Annotated in this window: 18 protein-coding genes, 2 tRNA genes and 1 pseudogene; 14 read left to right on the top strand and 7 right to left on the bottom strand. The window is 65.6% G+C overall.

The window, feature by feature from the left end; all coding sequences use genetic code 11:
• The first annotated feature begins 24 nt into the window (after positions 1 to 24).
• From G6N32_RS01285 to G6N32_RS01260, 6 genes are all read left to right on the top strand, one after another.
• On the top strand, positions 25 to 1,353 hold the full coding sequence (locus G6N32_RS01285; RefSeq protein ID WP_232077433.1) for a threonine/serine exporter family protein: 1,329 nt from the start codon (positions 25 to 27) through the stop codon (positions 1,351 to 1,353).
• A 40-nt stretch (positions 1,354 to 1,393) separates the two neighbouring features.
• Positions 1,394 to 2,392 carry a phosphotransferase family protein gene (locus tag G6N32_RS01280; protein WP_115318910.1) on the top strand — a complete coding sequence of 333 codons (999 nt, stop codon included), beginning with the start codon at positions 1,394 to 1,396 and terminating at the stop codon, positions 2,390 to 2,392.
• Positions 2,389 to 3,567, top strand: a complete 1,179-nt coding sequence (locus tag G6N32_RS01275) for an acyl-CoA dehydrogenase family protein (protein ID WP_115317701.1) — start codon at positions 2,389 to 2,391, stop codon at positions 3,565 to 3,567. Before G6N32_RS01280 ends, G6N32_RS01275 begins: the two co-directional genes overlap by 4 nt.
• A complete protein-coding gene (locus tag G6N32_RS01270; protein WP_115317702.1) occupies positions 3,564 to 4,325 on the top strand; it encodes an SDR family NAD(P)-dependent oxidoreductase in 762 nt (253 codons plus the stop codon). Before G6N32_RS01275 ends, G6N32_RS01270 begins: the two co-directional genes overlap by 4 nt.
• 90 nt (positions 4,326 to 4,415) lie before the next feature.
• Entirely contained in the window at positions 4,416 to 4,700 is a 285-nt protein-coding gene (locus G6N32_RS01265; protein ID WP_115317703.1) for a hypothetical protein, read from the top strand.
• 100 nt (positions 4,701 to 4,800) lie between these two features.
• On the top strand, positions 4,801 to 5,097 hold the full coding sequence (locus G6N32_RS01260) for a hypothetical protein (protein WP_115317704.1): 297 nt from the start codon (positions 4,801 to 4,803) through the stop codon (positions 5,095 to 5,097).
• 10 nt (positions 5,098 to 5,107) lie between these two features.
• On the opposite strand, the gene G6N32_RS01255 is transcribed toward G6N32_RS01260, so the two are convergent.
• Both G6N32_RS01255 and G6N32_RS01250 read right to left on the bottom strand, forming a co-directional pair.
• On the bottom strand, positions 5,108 to 5,305 hold the full coding sequence (locus tag G6N32_RS01255) for a three-helix bundle dimerization domain-containing protein (RefSeq protein ID WP_115317705.1): 198 nt from the start codon (positions 5,303 to 5,305) through the stop codon (positions 5,108 to 5,110).
• Between the two features lie 68 nt (positions 5,306 to 5,373).
• Entirely contained in the window at positions 5,374 to 5,931 is a 558-nt protein-coding gene (locus G6N32_RS01250; protein WP_115317706.1) for a TetR/AcrR family transcriptional regulator, read from the bottom strand.
• An 83-nt stretch (positions 5,932 to 6,014) separates the two neighbouring features.
• Here G6N32_RS01250 and G6N32_RS01245 point away from each other — a divergent pair, with 83 nt between their 5' ends.
• Positions 6,015 to 6,422 carry a hypothetical protein gene (locus tag G6N32_RS01245; protein ID WP_115317707.1) on the top strand — a complete coding sequence of 136 codons (408 nt, stop codon included), beginning with the start codon at positions 6,015 to 6,017 and terminating at the stop codon, positions 6,420 to 6,422.
• Positions 6,419 to 7,873 carry an FAD-dependent oxidoreductase gene (locus G6N32_RS01240; protein WP_115317708.1) on the top strand — a complete coding sequence of 485 codons (1,455 nt, stop codon included), beginning with the start codon at positions 6,419 to 6,421 and terminating at the stop codon, positions 7,871 to 7,873. Before G6N32_RS01245 ends, G6N32_RS01240 begins: the two co-directional genes overlap by 4 nt.
• Before the next feature lie 6 nt (positions 7,874 to 7,879).
• Here the strand turns inward: G6N32_RS01240 and G6N32_RS01235 are convergent, their stop codons facing one another.
• A complete protein-coding gene (locus tag G6N32_RS01235; protein WP_115317709.1) occupies positions 7,880 to 9,007 on the bottom strand; it encodes a GGDEF domain-containing protein in 1,128 nt (375 codons plus the stop codon).
• Positions 9,008 to 10,116: 1,109 nt separating this feature from the next.
• Here G6N32_RS01235 and G6N32_RS01230 point away from each other — a divergent pair.
• Positions 10,117 to 12,135: an acyltransferase family protein gene (locus G6N32_RS01230; RefSeq protein WP_232077430.1), complete on the top strand. Its 2,019-nt coding sequence runs from the start codon at positions 10,117 to 10,119 to the stop codon at positions 12,133 to 12,135.
• 892 nt (positions 12,136 to 13,027) lie between these two features.
• On the opposite strand, the gene G6N32_RS01225 is transcribed toward G6N32_RS01230, so the two are convergent.
• Together G6N32_RS01225 and G6N32_RS01220 are read right to left on the bottom strand one after the other, a co-directional pair.
• A tRNA-Arg gene (locus G6N32_RS01225) sits at positions 13,028 to 13,103 on the bottom strand.
• Positions 13,104 to 13,144: 41 nt separating this feature from the next.
• Positions 13,145 to 13,233 (bottom strand) — tRNA-Ser (locus G6N32_RS01220).
• An 84-nt stretch (positions 13,234 to 13,317) separates the two neighbouring features.
• Here G6N32_RS01220 and hisC point away from each other — a divergent pair.
• A complete protein-coding gene (gene hisC / locus G6N32_RS01215) occupies positions 13,318 to 14,388 on the top strand; it encodes a histidinol-phosphate transaminase (RefSeq protein ID WP_115317712.1) in 1,071 nt (356 codons plus the stop codon).
• Here hisC and G6N32_RS01210 read toward each other — a convergent pair.
• Entirely contained in the window at positions 14,378 to 14,965 is a 588-nt protein-coding gene (locus G6N32_RS01210; RefSeq protein ID WP_115317713.1) for a TIGR03086 family metal-binding protein, read from the bottom strand. The genes hisC and G6N32_RS01210 overlap by 11 nt on opposite strands.
• Before the next feature lie 69 nt (positions 14,966 to 15,034).
• Here G6N32_RS01210 and cysK point away from each other — a divergent pair.
• The 4 genes and pseudogenes from cysK (at position 15,035) to G6N32_RS01190 (ending at position 18,963) form a co-directional block, all read left to right on the top strand.
• Positions 15,035 to 15,972: pseudogene (gene cysK / locus G6N32_RS01205) on the top strand (cysteine synthase A).
• 4 nt (positions 15,973 to 15,976) lie between these two features.
• Positions 15,977 to 16,561 carry a serine O-acetyltransferase EpsC gene (gene epsC / locus G6N32_RS01200; RefSeq protein WP_115317715.1) on the top strand — a complete coding sequence of 195 codons (585 nt, stop codon included), beginning with the start codon at positions 15,977 to 15,979 and terminating at the stop codon, positions 16,559 to 16,561.
• Positions 16,562 to 16,649: 88 nt separating this feature from the next.
• Positions 16,650 to 18,104 carry an APC family permease gene (locus G6N32_RS01195; protein WP_115317716.1) on the top strand — a complete coding sequence of 485 codons (1,455 nt, stop codon included), beginning with the start codon at positions 16,650 to 16,652 and terminating at the stop codon, positions 18,102 to 18,104.
• Positions 18,105 to 18,138: 34 nt separating this feature from the next.
• Positions 18,139 to 18,963, top strand: a complete 825-nt coding sequence (locus G6N32_RS01190) for a crotonase/enoyl-CoA hydratase family protein (protein ID WP_102806073.1) — start codon at positions 18,139 to 18,141, stop codon at positions 18,961 to 18,963.
• A gap of 3 nt (positions 18,964 to 18,966) precedes the next feature.
• Here the strand turns inward: G6N32_RS01190 and G6N32_RS01185 are convergent, their stop codons facing one another.
• The gene (locus G6N32_RS01185) at positions 18,967 to 19,260 is read right to left on the bottom strand and encodes a hypothetical protein (protein ID WP_147291961.1); all 294 of its coding nucleotides are present in this window, start codon (positions 19,258 to 19,260) and stop codon (positions 18,967 to 18,969) included.
• Between the last annotated feature and the right edge of the window lie 76 nt (positions 19,261 to 19,336).

Raw genomic sequence — 19,336 nt, 5'->3', positions numbered from 1 at the left:
CCAGCCGTTCGTAAGGATGCGGGTATGGATTCGGGTATGGACGACAAGCGACGGGCGCGGCGCACACGGATCTTCGACGCGATCCGCAAGATTCCCCCGGAGCCGCTGGGCCCACCGGACTCACACGACCAGGTGGAAGTGGCGGCGATGCTGCGGGAGATCGGCATCGCCCTGCTCGAAGTCGAGCAGCCGACTCAGCTGGTGTACGCCCGCCTGCTGGAAATCGCCGCGCAGTACACCACCGCTCCGGTGCGCATCGTCGTACTCCCCACCGTGCTGATGATCCAGGTGGGCACCGTCGCCTACGAGGTGGACACCTCCACGACTTACTCGGTGCAGCTGAACATGGCAGGCCGCATCGACGACATCGCCAGTCTGGCGTCCGTCGGGGCGATCACACCGGCCGACGCGGTCGAGTCGACCAAGCGGGCGCGCGCCCTGCGCCCGCGATTCGGACCGATCGCCACGACCCTCGGATATGCCGTCACCACAGTCGGTTTCGGCATGGTCATCAATCCGACCTGGGCCTCGCTGCCGGGTTACGTGTTCCTCGGTCTTGTGGTCGGCGCGATCGCCCTGCTCGGGCGCCCGTTCCCGTCGCTAAGCCCGGTTCTGCCCACGCTGGCCGCGATGATCGTGACAATGCTGGCGACGTGGTTCGTGGCCGATACCGCGAATGACGGTCTGCTGCGGGTGATCGCACCGGCGCTGGTGGCAATGTTGCCCGGCATGTCGCTGACGATCGGCGCAATGGAGTTGGCCAGTAATCAGCTGATCGGCGGCACCAGTCGGCTGGTCTACGGCATCGCTCAGCTGGCGCTTCTGGTGTTCGGCGTGGCGTTGGGTGTGCACGTCGCCGGGGAGGTGCTTCCGCAGACGCCGTCGACGCAGATGGGGCCGTGGGCGCTGTACGTGGCGATCATCGTGGTGGGGTTCGGACTGTACGTCTATCTGTCCGCGCCCAAGGGCTCGCTGATCTGGTTGATGGCCGCGATCGCCGTCGCGCTTGTCGGGCAGGCGATCGCCGGAAAGTTCGTGGCGGCAGCCTATTCCGGCTTCATCGGCGCCTTCCTGACGGTGCCGTTCGCGATGCTGGCATCCCGGATCAAGACCTCACCCCCGGCGATCGTGATGATGCTCGCGGCGTTCTGGGCGCTGGTGCCCGGTGCGCTGAGCTTCGAGTCGGTGAGTCAGGCCGCCACCGGCGGCAACATCGGCGTCGCCAGCCTGGGCGTGACCGGAGCGGCGATTCTGTCCATCGCGCTGGGCACGGTGATCGGCTGGAGCGTGTTCCGCACCATCGACAGCAGGTTGCCCTGGCCGAAGGGATTGGCTCAACCAACCGTACGGTAGGTTCACCTGGGTGGATGAGCTGAGCGCGGTCAGCGCATGGATGTCGGAGCGGGGCCTGGGTGACGGCCCGCTCGAAAACGTCTCCGAAATCACCGGTGGCACCCAGAACGTGATGCTCCGTTTCACCCGTTCTGGTCGCGAGTACGTCTTCCGCCGGGGCCCCCGCCACCTCCGCCCGGTCAGCAACAAGGTGATCCTGCGCGAGACACGGGTGCTGCACGCGCTGGCCGGTACCGATGTCCCCCATCCGCGACTGATCGCGGTGTGCGACGACACCACCGTGCTCGGCGACGCGGTCTTCTATCTGATGGAGCCCGTCGACGGCTTCAACGCCGGTTCGATGCTGCCGCCGCTGCACGCCGGTGACGCCGGCATCCGGCACGGGATGGGACTGTCGATGGCCGAGGCGGCCGCCAAGCTCGGCGCCGTCGACCACGTCAAGGTCGGCCTGGCCGACTTCGGGAAGCCGGACGGATTCCTGGAACGTCAAGTGCCGCGGTGGCTTTCCGAACTCGAGTCCTACAGCGGGTTCGACAACTATCCAGGACCCGACATCGGCGACGTCGACGCCGTCGCCACCTGGCTGCAGCAGAAGCAACCCACCGACTGGCAGCCGGGCATCATGCACGGCGACTACCACGCGGCCAACGTGATGTTCTCGCCGACCGGCCCCGAGGTGGTGGCCATCGTCGACTGGGAGATGTGCACCATCGGCGACCCACTGTTGGATCTGGCCTGGATGCTGGCCACCTGGTACTCGCCCGGCCGCGATTCGGTGCTGGGCAACGCACTGATGGCCGCCGAGGGCCTGGCCACCCCGGACGAGCTGATCGAGCGGTACGCCCAGAACACCACCCGCGACCTGTCCAACATCGACTGGTACACCGTGCTGGCCTGTTTCAAGCTCGGCATCATCCTCGAGGGATCGAATGCCCGTGCCGCTGCAGGGCTGGCACCCAAAGACGTTGGCGACCATCTACACATCGCGACCGTGCGCTTGTTCGAGCGCGCCCTAGCTCTCATGGAGGGACAACGATGATCGATTTCGAGATTCCCGACGACCTGGCCGCGCTGCGCGACGAGATCCGCGCATTCGTCGTCGAGAAAATCGTTCCCTACGAACGAGATCCACGAGTCACCCGGCACGGGCCCAATGAGGAACTGCGCACCGAGTTGGTGGGGCTGGCCCGCGATGCCGGCCTGCTGACGTTCCAGGCTCCGCACCGCTTCGGCGGGCGTGAACCGTCGCATCGCGAGCAGGCGGTGCTGTTCGAGGCGGCCGGCTGGTCGACGCTGGGTCCGGTCGCGCTGAACTGCGCGGCACCTGACGAAGGCAACATGTATCTGCTGTCCAAGATCGCCACCGAGGAGCAGGCCGACGAGTTCCTGGTTCCGGTGATCGACGGCCGCCAGCGCTCGGTGTTCGCGATGACCGAACCAGGCGGCGCCGGGTCCGATCCGAATCAGCTTGCCACCGAAGCGGTTTTCGACGGCACGGACTACGTGATCAACGGGCGCAAGTGGCTGATCACCGGAGCCAACAAAGCGCGGACGTGGATCATCATGGCGCGAGTGGCGCCGAATGCGCACGGCCCCGACGGCCCGACCCTGTTCCTGTGCGACGGGCAGACGCCCGGTATCGAGCTCGAGCGCGTCATGGACACGATGGACCGCAATTATGTCGAGGGGCACGGCGTCGTGCTGTTCAACAACTTGCGACTGCCGGCCGCAACCGTGCTGGGCGAGGTGGGCCAGGCGCTGCGCTACGCCCAATTGCGGCTGGCGCCGGCGCGTTTGACGCACTGCATGCGTTGGCTGGGCGCGGCGTCGCGGGCACAATCGATCGCGATCGAACATGCCCGTACCCGAACAGGTTTCGGCAAGCCGCTCGGCGAGCATCAGGGCGTCAGCTTCATGCTGGCCGACAACGAGATCGCCCTGCAGCAGTGCCGACTGGCGATCTGGTGGGCCTGCTGGACGCTGGACGGCGGTGCCAAGGGTCGCCACGAGAGCTCGATGGTCAAGGCTTATGTGTCCGAGGAGCTGTTCAAGGTGGCCGACCGCTGCGTGCAGATCCTGGGCGGTATGGGCATCTCCGACGAAACCCCGGTCGGTGCAATCTTTTCCGACATGCGGGCGTTCCGGCTCTATGACGGCCCGACCGAAGTTCACAAATACGCGATCGCCCGCCAGGTGCTGAGGAACCCGTCATGAGCATTCTTGATTCGTTCCGGCTCGACGACAAGGTCGTCATCGTGACCGGCGCGTCGTCCGGTTTGGGCGTGTCGTTCGCGCAGGCCTTCGCCGAGGCGGGCGCCCACCTGGTGCTCGGGGCCCGACGAGTCGAACAGATGGCGGGCACCGCCGCCCTGGTCGAAGAGGCCGGCCGCAAGGTGTACACCCGCAAGACCGATGTCGTCGATCCCGATCAGTGCGATCAACTCGTCGAGTCGGCCATCAAGGTGTTCGGCCGAGTGGACGTGTTGGTCAACAATGCCGGCGTCGGAACCGCCGTGCCGGCGACCCGCGAAACGCCCGAACAGTTCCGCAAGGTCGTCGACGTCAACCTCAACGGCTCGTACTGGATGGCACAGGCATGCGGCCGGGTCATGCAACCCGGAAGCTCAATCATCAATATTTCCAGCATTCTTGGTATCACCACGGGTGGTCTGCCACAGGCCGCGTACAGCGCGTCGAAAGCGGCCGTAATCGGACTCACCCGGGATCTGGCCCAACAGTGGGGACCGCGCAAGGGAATTCGCGTCAATGCGCTGGCTCCGGGCTTTTTTCAGAGCGAGATGACCGACGAATATCAGCCCGGGTACCTCGAGACACAGCTACCGCGAGTCATGGTGGGCAGGATGGGCGATCCGGTCGAATTGGCCGCTACCGCAGTATGGCTCGCGTCGCCGGCCGGTGGTTATGTGACGGGCCAGACAATTATCGTCGATGGCGGCCTGACGATCACCTAGTGATCACGATCACGCAGCGATTCGGGGCCTCTCAGTACTCTCACACGATTGAGACACCCAGCTTTAAGAAGTATCTGGGACTCTCAAGCCATGTGGTTCGACCTGTACCTCGTGTCGGCGGTCGTCGCGGCTGTCGGCGCCTGGCTGATCAGTCCACGCTTTCAGTCCTATGACCCGCCGGGCGATGTGGTCCGCGGGATCTGTTCAGCTGTCGCCGGCGCGCTGTGGCCCGTAATCGTGGTCGGTGCCGCTCAAATACTGGCCGTGCGATACATCGTGCGCCGCCTGCGTTCGCCACGCGTCGATGCAGTGGATGTCGACGCAGCGGACTTCGCTCCGCTCGTCGCGCTGCCGAACGCCACCCTGGGCTCCTGATCGCGCCGCGGTCGACTCTCGCAGAATTCGAGCCGTAACTGCGGCACCTTCGGACTAAATTGGCGACGATTGACGCCTACCGAAGAGGAGATCGTCCGTGATGGTGCGCGAAAGACTGGCGTCGGCGGCTCTGGCGGCCGTCACGCTGACCGCGATCATGCTCTCGGCGGCCGCGACGGCCTCCGCTGACGACTCGGGCAGCGGCCTGCTGTGGCCGGATCCCACCGAGCCGTACTACTGGGATGCCAATGAGAACGCCGGCGGTACCGGACCGGCGCCGCTTCCGACCGACGATCTCTATTGGAAGGGAGGCCAGGACGCCGGCGGCACGGGCAATGCTCCGCAGCCAAGCGGTCCCGAGTACACCGACGAGGGCGAGAACGCCGGGGCCGTCTAGCCCCAGCGGGTCACGACGACCAGACGAGCAGCGAATCGCTGCGCGCGAGTTCTTTTCGCGCGCGACGCTCGACCAGAAGCGGGACGAACTCCCGAATCGTGCTGTCCTGAAAGTGATTGTGGGCGTTGGCAACTGCATGCGCTACATCGTCACGAGGAACGTCGCAATATGTGGCAGCCAGGCGGTCGATGACCTGCTCGATCAACATATCTTCACTTACGTTTCCCACGATGTTAACTCTGAGCCATCGCAGCGGCGTCGTCAATTTGACGTCCGTCACGGTGCCGGGTCACCGAGGTAGTGCGCCACCACCGGCCGTAACCACTCGGCGAGCGTCGCGTCGTCCATCGCCACGAGCGGCGGTAGTCCCAGTACGTAACGCCCGACCGCCAGACCCAGCACCTGCGAGCCGACGAGCGCGGCGCGCTCCGCCGGCCGGTCCGGCACCACGGCTGCCAGCGCGGGACTCACCTGGTCCACGAAAACCCCGAGCAGCGCGTCGGCGGCCACCCGGTTGGTGGCCGCCGAGCGCAGCAGCGGCAGGAACGGGCCGTGTGGTCCCCACGCATCGACGAACACCGGCAACAGGAGGTCGACGACCCGTTCCGGCGGGACGCCGGTGAGATCGGGAAAGGTGATCGCGAGTCGCGACGCCGCGGCAAAGAGCTGGGCCTTGTTCCCGAAGTAGTGCATGACCAGTGCCGGATCCACTCCCGCCGCCGAGGCGACGGACCGGATGGTCGTGCGCTCGAAGCCCCGTTCGCCGAACTGGGCGCGGGCTTGGGCCAGGATTCGCGATCGGGTCACTTCGCCGTCGCGCGCCTTCACCGTCATCGCCACAGTCTATTCAACAACTGTTGACAACTCCAGGCCGCCGTTCTAGCTTCGAATTCAACAACTGTTGAGGAGGCGTCGACATGACTGTCACTGCCATTCAGATCGGGCTCGATCCCGATGTGATCGACTACTCGTCCCCGGACTTCGCACAGTTCGGCGGGCTGTCGAGAGACCGGCTTCGCGCCGCCAACGACGAGAACGTGGCGGCGCTGCGGGCCGCGGGCTACCAGGTCGACAACTGCCTGATCGACTTCGGTCCGGCCGGCGTCGAGAAAGCCCGGCATTGGCTCGACGCCAAGCGCTACGACGCGGTGCTGATCGGCGCGGGCGTGCGCCTGGTCGCCAGCAACACCCTGCTCCTCGAGTCCATCGTCAACGCCGCTCACGTCGCTCAGCCGGGCTGCCGGTTCGTCTTCAACCAGGCGGCCAAGGCCACCCCCGACGACATCCGCCGCTGGTACCCCGATCCGGAAGGAGCGCCGCGATGACCCATCACGACGTCGATGTACTTGTCGTAGGAGCCGGCCCCGCCGGCTTGACCGCCGCCGGGGATCTGGCCCGGGCCGGGCGCTCGGTGACCGTCCTGGAGCGCTGGGCCACGGTCAACCCGTCGAGCCGGGCGTTCGCGGTAATGGCCCGCACGCTCGAACTACTCGATGCACGCGGATTGGCCGAAGGCGTGCTGGCTCACGGCCAGCGCGCGTCGCAGATACGGATCTTCGGTGACGCACGTCTTGATCTGACTCACCTGGACTCGCCCTACCGATTCGTTCTGATCACGCCGCAGACCAATGTGGACGCCGCGCTCGCCGGTTATGCGCAAGCCCAGAGCGCCGACATCCGGCGCGGTATCGAAGTGGTCGGCCTGATGCAGGATGAGGCCGGCGTGACGGTCACCGCGCGAACGCACGGCGACGCAGGACCGTTGATGCGGTTGCGGGCCAAGTACGTGATCGGAGCCGACGGCGCGCACAGCACGGTGCGCAGGCTGGTCGGGGCGGAGTTCCCCGGCACGACGCTGCTGTCGTCCGTGGTGCTGGCCGACGTGAAACTCACAGACGGGCCCGATGACGGGCTGAAGCTGGGCAACACCCGGGAGGTGTTCGGATTCCTCGCACCGTACGGCCGCGGTGACGCCGACGGGTCGTGGTATCGCGCGATGGTCTGGGACCGTGGCCATCAGGTGCCCGACAGCGAGCCCGTGGACGACGCCGAGGTGATCGACGTTCTGAACCGCGCGTTCAACGCGGATGTGGGCGTGCTCGAGATCAGCTGGAAGTCCCGATTCCATTGCGACGAAAGGCAAGTCGGACAGTATCGGCATGGCCGGGTGTTCCTGGCCGGCGACGCCGCGCACGTGCACTCCCCCGTGGGCGGGCAGGGAATGAACACCGGCATCCAAGACGCGGCCAACCTCGCGTGGAAGCTGGCCGCCGTGCTGGGCGGCGCCGACGACGGCCTGTTGGACAGCTATCAGGATGAGCGCCATCCGATCGGCCGCCGGGTGGTGTTGCAGTCCGGCGTGATGACGCGTGCAGTGACGTTGTATCCGCGGTTGGCGCGGGCGATGCGGAACCTGCTGGCACCCAGGCTGCTTCGGGTGCCGGCGGTGCGCGACGCCATGGCGGGCAGCTTCGCAGGGACGGGGCTTCGGTACGGCCGCCGGGGACCGGTGGGCACCCGGGCTACCCAGATACCGCTGGCCGAGGGCCGGCTGGCCGAGCTGCAGCGCAGACCGTGGTTCGTGGTGATCCGTGAGCGCGGCGCCGATCCGGTCGCGGTGTCCGGGGTGCTGCAGGCCGAGCGGACCGACAACGGTCCGGCGGTGTTGGTGCGGCCGGACGGCTACATCGCGTGGACGGGCTCGTCAGCCGGCGAGGGCTGGCGAGACGTTCTCAGGAAATGGCTGCCGACGCTGGCACCGGCAGATGCCCGCTGAGGCGCGTCAGCGGTGGCCACCCACGGGCGGCAGATAGCTGACCGCATCGCCACCCGTGCGCTTCGCCTCGAACATGGCCTGGTCGGCGCGTTCGATGATCGTCTCCAGCAGTGGCACGGGGTCGACACCGTCGACGAACACGCCTGTCGACAGGCTGGTGACTCCGATACTCGCGGTGACCGTGCGGGTGGCCGGTGCGCTGATCGCATGCCTGACCTGTTCTGCGCTCCGTTGAATCACACCGGGCACGGTCAGATCGACGACGACGAATTCCTCACCACCGGTGCGCGCCACCAACGCGCCCTGGCTCACCGCAGACCGCACCCGCCGAGCACTGCGGACCAGGACCTCGTCACCGATGGCATGACCATAGGTGTCGTTGATCTCTTTGAAGCGGTCCAGATCGATCACCATGACGGCGACCTCGGTTTCGGTAGGGGCCTGCTCGCGAAGGATGTCGCCGATGTGCAGGTGCAGTCCCCGTCTGTTCAACAGACCGGTCAGCGGATCGGTGACCGAGTCGTTGGCCTCATTGCGCAGCGCCCAGATGCCCAGCTGAATGCCGAGTGGGGTCGCGACGACCGGCCCGACCGAGACAAGCGTTTTCGCCGTGAACGCGAGCACGTCGAAATCGCCGGCAATGCTGACATGAATGGCGAAGCCCGCTGTCGACAGGATTATCCACAATAAGTGCGCGACAAGGATTTTCGGGCCGTCGAAGAACATCAGGTACACCGAGATCATGGCGAACGCATTGAATCCGAACAGACCGAGCAGCCAGCTCGCATCCGATATCGCCACCGCAGCTATTCCGATATCCGCGGTGACGACGAACGCCAGCGACATTCGTCGCGACGGCCACGGGCGTCGGCACCATATCCAGCCCCACGCGAGCTGAAGCACGGCGAACAACGCGACCGCGACCTGCGACACCCGGTTGTTCGCCGATGGAAGCAGGATCACAAATGACAGGACCCCGTTGAAGCCGGTCCCAAGTCCGATCAAAAACTGGATGGGTGCCGATATGGCCCGTTGGGTGAAGTACTGCACTTGCGACGCGTAATCGACCGGTGTGCTCCACCATGCCCTCAGGTGCGGGAGGAAGACGGCGAAGCTTCTCGAGTAGGTCGGCACGACGCGGCCCCGATCGTCACACGCTCATGTAGTTGCGACCGATAGTAACGGCTTCACGCTCCCGGAACGCGTTAGGGACCGTTTGCTCCGATGACCGGGAAAGCAATTCTGAACTGAGTGCGCCCGAAGGGATTCGAACCCCTAACCTTCTGAGGTCACCATAGACATGCTCTGCATATTCGAAAGGTCCTTAAAGTACTGAGGCACAAGCGATCACGTAAGTACGCGGTCTGCGTGAGTACAGGTAGGTACTCGCTAAATCGCTGGCGTTTATGCGGAGAATGTGCGAAGAGGCGCAACCGATGCGCCCTGTAGCCCCATGTGGGGGCGCACAAGATCTACGAACCCGTCGGATCGGCCTCGATCGTCGTACATTTCCACCGACAATTGATCGACGCCTGAGTCGCTTCCGCAACTTCGCCGGCCAATGGGTCTTCGGTCTTCCGATCTTGTACCTCGGCGTCGAACCGTACGGACCCCGTCAAGCGGCAGTCAGGAGTGGTGAGTAATCCGACCAGATGGAAGGGCCCGTACCGTCCTAACTAACGATCGACGCTTCGATGCTGCTGTTTCCGACGAGCGCGGCAACCTCAGCCTGCAGAGATCCAGGGCGCCGGAATAAGGGTTGTTTTCGCCCGCGGCCGCGCCGGCGGCGATCCGATGCCAGGCCTTCCACGTCGGCGTCGCTGATTTACATCTCCGGCACGGCGCGCGCACGCGACAACCGATTCAAGCCTGGGCAACATCACGGGGGTGAGCTCGTCCGAACCTCCGACGGCAGCTGGATCATTAAGTCGCCAGGCGGATGCCCAAACGGCCATCCTCTCGGCCGATCCGGTCCTCGTCGGTCATGTTGCCGGGGCCATGGTGGCGGCGGGCATAACAGCTGGCATTGTCGTACCTGCGACGCCGACGCTTACTGGCCGTCCTTCCAACATCCGAAGCGACCTTCTTGCGTACTGGTACTCAGCGACACCGACGCGCGCCGGACCGGCGGCGGGTAAACTCCCTGCGCAGTCGGGGGGCTAGGGGGCGTTATGACGACGGTGGAGCGCGGTCAAACACAAAAGCAGCGTGGTGCGGCACAGCGCCGCCCTGACCTGCAAGGGATGCGCGCTGTCGCTGTCCTGACGGTGTTCGCCAATCACCTTTTCGGCTGGCCCTCCGGCGGATTCGTCGGCGTCGACATCTTCTTCGTGCTGTCCGGGTTCTTCATCACTGGCCTGCTGATTCGGGAACGCAAAGCCACCCACAAACTGTCGTTCCAGAACTTCTACACCCGGCGCGTCAAGCGAATCATCCCGTCGGCTCTGCTGGTCCTGGTTGTGACGGTTGCGGCTGGCTATCTGCTGTTCACTGCGACTCGGGCGAAGGACACGCTGCTCGATGCCCTGTATGCAGCGGTGTTCGCGTCGAACTTCCGGTTTGAGGCAGTCGGAGCCGACTATTTCCAATCCGCCCGCCCGCCGTCACCGATTCAGCACTACTGGTCACTGTCGATCGAGGAGCAGTTCTATTTCGTGTGGCCGCTGCTGCTGGTGGTGGTGTTCGCCGTAACCCGCCCGTTGCGGCAGCGGCACATGCGGCGAGCCCGCGAGTGGGGGATGCTCGCCGTGATGGGCCTGATCGTGGCCGCGTCGTTCGGGTGGGCCATGTACCTGTCGGCTACTGATCCGAACGCCGCCTACTTCTCCACGTTCGCCCGCATCTGGGAACTCGGGATGGGAGCGCTCGTTGCGATCGCGGGACCGTGGCTCGAACGCATCCCGTCACCAACCCGCCCCGCCCTGGCCTACGCCGGCTTAGCCGGGGTGGTGGCGTCGCTGTTCCTGATCAACCCCGCTGTCCAGTTCCCGGCACCGTGGGCAGCTCTGCCCGTGCTATCCACTGCGGTGGTCGTTGCCGCCTTCCACGGAGCCCCGGTGCCGCGTGTGATGGCGCCGCTGACCAACCGCGTGGTCCAGTACTTCGGTGACACCAGCTACACCCTGTATCTGTGGCATTGGCCGGTGATCGTGCTGCTCGTGGCCCTTCTTCCCAAGGGTGTCACGTTCTACACGATCGCTGTTGTTGTGTCGCTGGCATTGACGGCAGTGACGTACCGGTTCTACGAGAACCCGATTCGTAAGTCCCGGTGGCTACTCAAGACTCGCAGGAGCGGACGGCGCAAGGCTCTGGACCCATCGGCGTGGGGGCTGGTGGGCTTCGCAGCCGCCTCAGCTGTTGTGGTGACTATCGCGACCATCCAACTCGATCATCCCGCCCCGAACGTCGCATCCAACACACCACAGGCGGTCTTGACGCCAAAAGCTGACCCGTGTTTCGGCTCTGCCGCCATGATCACCCCGGGCTGTCCGCTACGGAACACGGAGTACGCACTGAGCCCGTCCATTGACGATTTCGCCAAGGACATCCCCGGTGAACTCGGCTGCTACCGCAACAAGACCGACCCCGTTGAGGTCAAGACATGCAGCTTCGGGTACGTCGGTCCCGACGCTACGCAAATCGCGCTCGTCGGCGACTCCCACGCCAGGGCATTACTACCCGCCTTGTGGCCACTCCTTGACAAGAACAAGTGGCATCTGACCACCTATCTGGGGGTGGATTGCGTCCTCGCTGACCAACCCGATGGTTGCGACTGGCTCATTCCCAACATCCAAGCGCAGCTCGTCGCGCACCGCTACAACATGGTGATAACGACCAATCTGAACCGTGAATCGTCTGTCACCGCAGGTGATTATGAGCGGGCGTGGGCACCGATCATGGCGGCGGGCAGCCGGATCGTTGTTGTGTTGGACAACCCAGCCGCCAGCGAAGAATCGTTGGCGTGCCTGACCAGAGTGACCTTCGACGCCGACCACACCGGCGATTGCGGAACCCCCCGTGCACAGGCGATCCCAGGCGCCGACGCTCTCGCCTCTGCTGCGAAAGCGACCCCCGGCGTGACGTTGGTCGACTTCACTAAGTTCTACTGCAACGTGGATCGGTGCCCCTCGGTTATCGGGAACGTCATCGTCTACAGCGACGCCTCAGACTCGTTGAAGAACTCCCATCCGACCGCAACGTTCATGCAGACATTGGCGCAACCCCTTGAAACTGCGATGAAGGATGTGCTCGCGACGCGATAAGGGATTGTGCGATTAACGTGAGAAGCTTGTGGCTAACGCGCGCCTGAAGGCGCTCCCAGCCGGCCCGACTGCGGACACCAAGATGCGCACAGTCCTCACCCGCACGCACGGGCTCGTCGCGAGGTTCGATGCCGTGCGCGCAAACGGCATCCGCGAGACCAAGACGGCCAGGCCGCAGCCCAAGCTAGCCCGGGCGTTGACGGCCTTCGATTTCGAACAGGTACGCCAGGCCCTGCAAAAAATTCACCGCGCACAGGTCATGGACTGCGGCGGGCACCTCCAATACCTGAGTACGTCGAGCTGCTGGCGGCGACCGAGCCCGGGCGGCCGAGGTGCTGGCTGTTGATGGTAGGAGGTCGACCTTCTCGGTAAATCGCCGACAGGGGCCCTCATTGGCACTCTCATCGATCACGGGCCGATCCCCGGAAAGGCCACAGCACAGACAGAATGCGCGCAAGGGGACCCCCGGGCACTCTGTGGTGTTGCCGGCATTCGGCGTCGCGGTCCTGAGGGAGCTCTTCGCGCTGACCGGTCCGGTTGGCCGGTGCTGACGAACCGCGACGGCGGCTGGATCAGCGCATCGAACATCGCCAGGGGCCCTGCAGCCACACGAGCACCTCTGCCGGGTGACGCCGCACTCGTTCCGGCGGTCAGTGGCCACGGTCGTGAGGGACGGCATGGGTGTCGAGGCGGCGCAACAACAGCTCTCCCATGCGCAGCTGGCCCCCACCGAGGGCCACTATTTGCAGCGGACGACGACCGGACCCGATACCCGCGCTGTGCTGGATCAATGGGCCAGCAACGCAGGCCGACAATCGAATTTACGGGGAAAGTGCGGGAAATGCAGAAGCGTTTGCCAGCTGACCGACAAACGCCGCTTTAACTCGAATTATGGTGCGCCCGAAGGGATTCGAACCCCTAACCTTCTGATCCGTAGTCAGATGCTCTATCCGTTGAGCTACGGGCGCCGTTCTGTCTTCAGTTGTCGTGGCTGACGAATCAGCCGCGGCGGAGGCGAGAGGATTTGAACCTCCGGTCCCCTGTAAGGGGGACAACTCATTAGCAGTGAGTCCCATTCGGCCGCTCTGGCACGCCTCCTGAACTACCTGAGCGTACCGGAGCCTGACTGATGCCCCGAACCGCCGATGGATGAGAGTACACAGCCCACTTAGACTTGGACAAATGACTGCCCGCCTACGCCCTGAACTGGCCGACCTGCCGGCCTACACCCCGGGCAAGACGGTGCCGGGCGCCATCAAGTTGGCCAGCAACGAGACCGTGCACGGGCCGCTGCCCAGCGTGCGCTCGGCGATCGCCGCATCCGCCGAGACCATCAACCGCTACCCCGACAACGGCTGCGTGGAGCTCAAGGAGCACCTGGCCAAGCACCTGAGCAAGGACGGGCCGTTCGCCCCCGAGAACATCGCCGTCGGCTGCGGATCGGTGAGCCTGTGCCAGCAGCTCATCCAGATCACCGCCTCCGTCGGAGACGAGGTGGTCTTCGGCTGGCGCAGCTTCGAGATCTACCCGTTGCAGGTCCGGGTCGCCGGCGCCACCGCTGTCCAGGTGCCGCTGCGCGACTACACGTTCGACCTCGACGCCATGCTCGCCGCGATCACCGACCGCACGCGCCTGATCTTCGTCTGCAACCCGAACAACCCGACCTCTACTGTCGTGGACCCCGACGCACTCGCCCGGTTCGTCGCCGCCGTGCCGTCGGACATCCTCATCGCCATCGACGAGGCCTACGTCGAATACATTCGCGACGGGATGCTGCCCGACAGCCTCGCACTGGTCCGGGACCACTCCAATGTCGTTGTGCTGCGCACCTTTTCGAAAGCCTACGGGCTGGCCGGGTTGCGGATCGGTTACGCCGTCGGCGATCCCGACATCATCACCGCGCTGGGCAAGGTCTACGTGCCGTTCACCGCGACCACCGTCTCGCAGGCCGCGGCGATCGCGTCCGTGAACGCCGCGGACGAGCTGCTGGCCCGCACCGACGCCGTGGTCGCCGAACGCCGCCGGGTCTGCGCCGCGCTCACCGAGCTCGGCTACCGCTTCCCGCCATCGCAGGCGAACTTCGTGTGGCTGCCGCTGACGCCGGACGAGACGCCCGACTTTGTCGAGAAGGCCGCCGACGACCGCGTCTTGGTGCGCCCTTACGGCACCGACGGCGTGCGGGTGACGATCGGCGCACCCGAGGAGAACGACGCGTTCCTGGGGTTCGCCCGGAAGTGGATCGCTACCCGCTGACCGGTGTCCTGCCGGTGAAGGCGACCAGCTGGTCCAGTTTGGGCGCGTGCCGGCCGACGTCGACCGGGTCGTCGAAACCGGCCCTGACGCGCCCCTCCGGGGTGATGATGCGGCGCGCCAGGCCCGACACGTACTCGGTCAACGAGTCCGGGGCATCGATCGGGCGACCGATCGCCGACGCGTAATCCCACGCGTGAATCAGGAATTCGACCGACAGGATGCCGGCCATGAACCGCGCGGGCGCCTCGTTCTCGCCGAACGGCACCGTGCCGTCCAGCCCGCGGCGCCGCCAGGCGTCCACCGCAGGCCGGGCCGCGGCGATCACCTGACGTTCGACGGAGTCATCGCGGTCGCGCTCCGGAAACTGCGCGCCGGCCGCGCCACCCAACAGGGTGATCGAATTCAGCAGGTGATCGGTGAGCCCGGCAACGTCGAACTCGCGGCACGGTGTCTGCTTGTTTAAATCATCGGAAGCAATACCGTGCAATACGTGTTGGAGAACCTGGAGCGATGCTTCAGCACTGGCCAGTTCGTCGGTGGGTGGAGCGTCCGGTCCTGAGGTCAGTTCGCCAGCCATGCCCCAACCGTACGACCAGCGGCCGACAGAATAGTGTTCGGTGGGGTGCCACGAGAAGGGACGCGCAGCATGGGCAAGATCTATGACAACGTCACCGAACTGGTCGGCCACACGCCGCTGGTCCGACTCAACCGACTGACCGAGGGCCTCGACGCCGAGGTCGCGGTCAAGCTCGAGTTCTACAACCCGGCCAACAGCGTCAAGGACCGCATCGGCGTGGCGATCATCGATGCGGCAGAAGCCTCCGGTGAGCTGAAGCCCGGCGGCACGATCGTCGAGGCCACCAGTGGCAACACCGGTATCGCGCTGGCGATGGTCGGCGCTGCCCGCGGGTACAAGGTCATCCTGACGATGCCCGAGACCATGTCGACCGAACGCCGGGTGATGCTGCGCGCTTATGGCGCCGAGATCGTGCTCACCCCCGGCTCCGAAGGCATGGCGGGCGCGGTGGAGAAGTCCCGCCAGATCATCGCCGAGACCGACAACGCCGTCTCGGCGAACCAGTTCGGGAACCCGGCCAACCCGGCCATCCACGAGAAGACCACCGCGGAAGAAGTCTGGAACGACACCGACGGCAAGGTCGACATCTTCGTCGCGGGCATCGGCACCGGCGGCACCGTCACCGGGGTGGGACACGTACTCAAAGAGCGCAAGCCCGGTGTCCAGATCGTCGGAGTCGAGCCGAAGGACTCGCCGCTGCTGACCGAAGGCAAGGCCGGGCCGCACAAGATCCAGGGCATGGGGGCCAACTTCGTTCCCGAGGTGCTCGATCGCGGCGCCTACGACGAGATCGTCGACGTCGAGCTCGACGACGCCATCAGGGTGGCCCGGGACCTGGGAACCGCGGAAGGCATTCTGGGCGGCATCTCGTCTGGCGCGATCGTGTGGGCCGCCCTGGAGATCGCCAAGCGTCCGGAGAACGCAGGCAAGCTCATCGCGTGGCGATCGTCTGCGACTACGGCGAGCGCTATATCTCCACACCACTTTTCGAGCACATCAGGGACTGACTTCATGGGCCTGCTGTCCACACTGCGTGAGGATCTGAGCAATGCGCGCGGCCACGACCCGGCCGCGCGCGGCGATGTCGAGAACGCGTTGGTCTACTCCGGCCTGCACGCCATCTGGTCCTATCGGCTGGCGCACCGGCTGTGGGCCAGACCGGCATTGCGCGGTCCGGCCCGGGTGCTGTCGCAGCTGACCCGCTTCGCCACCGGCATCGAGATCCACCCCGGCGCCACCATCGGCCGCCGCTTCTTCATCGACCACGGCATGGGCGTCGTGATCGGCGAGACCGCCGAGATCGGCGACGACGTGATGCTCTATCACGGCGTCACACTCGGCGGCCGCTCGCTGGAACACGGTAAACGCCACCCCACCCTCGGGGATCGAGTGGTTGTGGGTGCCGGAGCAAAAATACTGGGCCCCTTGGTTATTGGTGACGACAGCGCCATCGGCGCGAACGCCGTCGTCACCCACGACGTGCCGGCCGATTCGATCGCCACCGGCATTCCCGCCGTCGTACGGCCGCGCAACGAACGGCAACGCGAACAGCTGGTGGATCCGACGTTCTACGTCGACCCCGCCATGTACATCTGAGCGGCATCGAATCCCACTGATCCGAAGTGTCTGATCCTGCCCCTCTCGGGATTAGCGTCTGCAGGCGCGAATCCAGCGAAAGGGCATCATGGCGAACCGAATTGAACAGGGCACTGCCCCGGCTGCTGTAGACACGGCCGACGGCGTCTCGCCTCGCAAACTTCGAGGCACGCTCGGCGTGTGGGGCATCGTCTTCGTGGTGGTGGCCGCCGCGTCGCCGCTCGGTGTCATGGGCGGCCCGGTGCCACTCGGCATCGCCAACGGCAACGGAATCGGCTTCCCGGCCATCTTCGTGGTCAGCACGCTGATCATCGGGCTGTTCGCGGTCGGATTCACCGCGCTGACACCGTATGTGCCGGATGCGGGAGCGTTCTACTCCTACATCGGCAAGGGCCTCGGGCGGGTGACCGGCTTCGGCTTCGCGTTCGTTGCGCTGATCTCCTACCTCACCCTGGAGATTGCCGTCTACGGCCTGATCGGCCAGGGCGCCCAGGCCCTGTTCGCTTCCTATGGGTTGCCCAACATCCATTGGGGCATATGGGCTTTCGTTGCTTTCGCGATCGTGACGGCGCTGGGCCACTTCAACATCGACCTGTCCCGCAACGTCCTCGGCATCCTGCTGATCGGCGAGGTGGCGATCGTGCTGGCGCTCGACGCCGCGGTCGTCTTCAGCGGTGGACAGGAAGGTCTGTCCACCGGGATCGTCACTCCCTCTGAAATCCTCTCGGGCGCACCGGGTATCGCGTTGCTGTTCGCAATACTGAGCTTCATCGGCTTCGAGGCCACCGCCGTGTTCCGCGACGAGGCCCGCGAGCCGCTGCGCACCATCCCGAAGGCCACCTATCTCGCGGTCATTCTGATCGGGTTGTTCTACACCGTCTCGACCTGGGCGCTGATCAGCGCGGTGGGTGACACCAAGGCCGTCGAGAAGGCACAGGCCGACCCGTCGGCTCTGCTGCCCAACGCGACTGAGCAGTACCTCGGCACGGTTGGGCTGCACATCGTGCAGGTGCTGTTCGTCACCAGCCTGTTCGCCTGCATCCTGTCGTTCCACAACATCGTGGCCCGCTACGTGTTCACGCTGTCCAACCGCCGGGTGTTCCCGAACCGGCTCGGGCAGCCGCACGCCGCCCACGGCTCCCCGCACATCGCCTCCGGAGTCGACGCGATCGTCGTGGCAGTGGCCATCGTCGTGGCCATCGGCTTCCAGCTCGACCCGGTGACGCAGTTCTACACGTGGCTGGCCGGCATCTCGACGGTCGGCATCACCATCCTGCTCATCGCGACCACCGTCGCGGTGCTCGCCTTCTTCACCCGGCGCAAGCGGGCCGGCCAGCTCGAGGTGTCCACCTGGCGCGCATTCGTGGCACCCGGCCTGGGCCTGCTCGGCCTGCTGATCTCGTTCGCGCTGATCCTGCAGAACCTGCCCGGCCTGGTCGGCGACTCGACGCCCATCGCGATCGGCGTCGTCGCGCTGCTGGTGGCGTTCTTCGCCCTGGGCGCAGGCATCGCCGCCCGCCGACCGCACGTGACCCTGGAGTAACGCGAGCGGCGGCGGGCGTCGTAGCCTTCAGGGCATGAGCCAGCAGTATGAATCCCTCACCGTCGAGGTCAAGGACCACGTTGCCCAGGTCACGCTGATCGGTCCGGGTAAAGGCAACGCCATGGGCCCGGCGTTCTGGACCGAGATGCCGGTGGCCTTCGGCGAGCTGGATGCCGATCCTGACGTCCGCGCGATCGTCCTGACCGGCTCCGGCCGCAACTTCAGCTACGGCCTGGACCTGGTCGCGATGGGCGACACCATCGGCGGTGCGATGTCCGGAGAGGTCTCGGCCCGGCCGCGCGTCGAGTTCCACGGCAAGCTCAAGCGCATGCAGCAGTCGATCACCGCGGTGGCCGACTGCCGCACCCCGACGATCGCCGCCATCCACGGCTGGTGCATCGGCGGCGGTGTCGACCTCATCAGTGCGGTGGACGTCCGCTACGCCAGCGCCGACGCCAAGTTCTCGGTGCGCGAGGTCAAGCTGTCGATCGTCGCCGACGTGGGCAGCCTGGCTCGGCTGCCCTACATCCTGTCCGACGGCCATCTTCGCGAATTGGCGTTGACAGGCAAGGACATTGACGCTGCGCGTGCCGAGAAGATCGGTCTGGTCAACGACGTCTACCCGGACCCCGAGGCCACCCTGGCCGCGGCGCACGAGACCGCTGCCGAGATCGCGGCGAACTCGCCGCTGGTGGTGCACGGCATCAAGGATGTCCTCGACGAGCAGCGCACCGCCGACGTGGCAGCCAGCCTGCGCTACGTCGCGGCATGGAACTCGGCGTTCCTGCCGTCCAAGGACCTCAACGAGGGCATTGCCGCCATGTTCGCCAAGCGCAAGCCGGAGTTCACCGGCGAATAGCGGTTACTTGCTGCCGGCTTTGATGGCCGGTACCGCTTTGGTGACCTCGAGGGCCGTCGGCTCGTCGGTGGGTTGGGTCGTCGTCGTCGCGCCCATGTTCATCGCGGCGACGGCCGGTGAGGAGTAGGCGGGGAACTTCGTCTCGTCGCCGGAGTCGGCCGTGTGGGTCAGCGACGCAGGGGCCGGGTGGGTGAGTCCGAACAGGCCGAGTACCGCGATGGCACCGCCGCCCACCACAGTACCCAGCAACCTCTTATCCAGAGCCAAGCTTTTCCGAAGCTTTCGAGGGGAGGACATGTTGACCAGCACCTTTCACGATGTTTCGGGCCGACGCCGCTCCACCGGGCCGCTCCACAAGAATGGTCCGGCTACC

Source organism: Mycolicibacterium aichiense, from assembly GCF_010726245.1.
GTDB classification, from domain to species: domain Bacteria; phylum Actinomycetota; class Actinomycetes; order Mycobacteriales; family Mycobacteriaceae; genus Mycobacterium; species Mycobacterium aichiense.
This window is presented reverse-complemented; position numbering and strand designations above follow the sequence as displayed.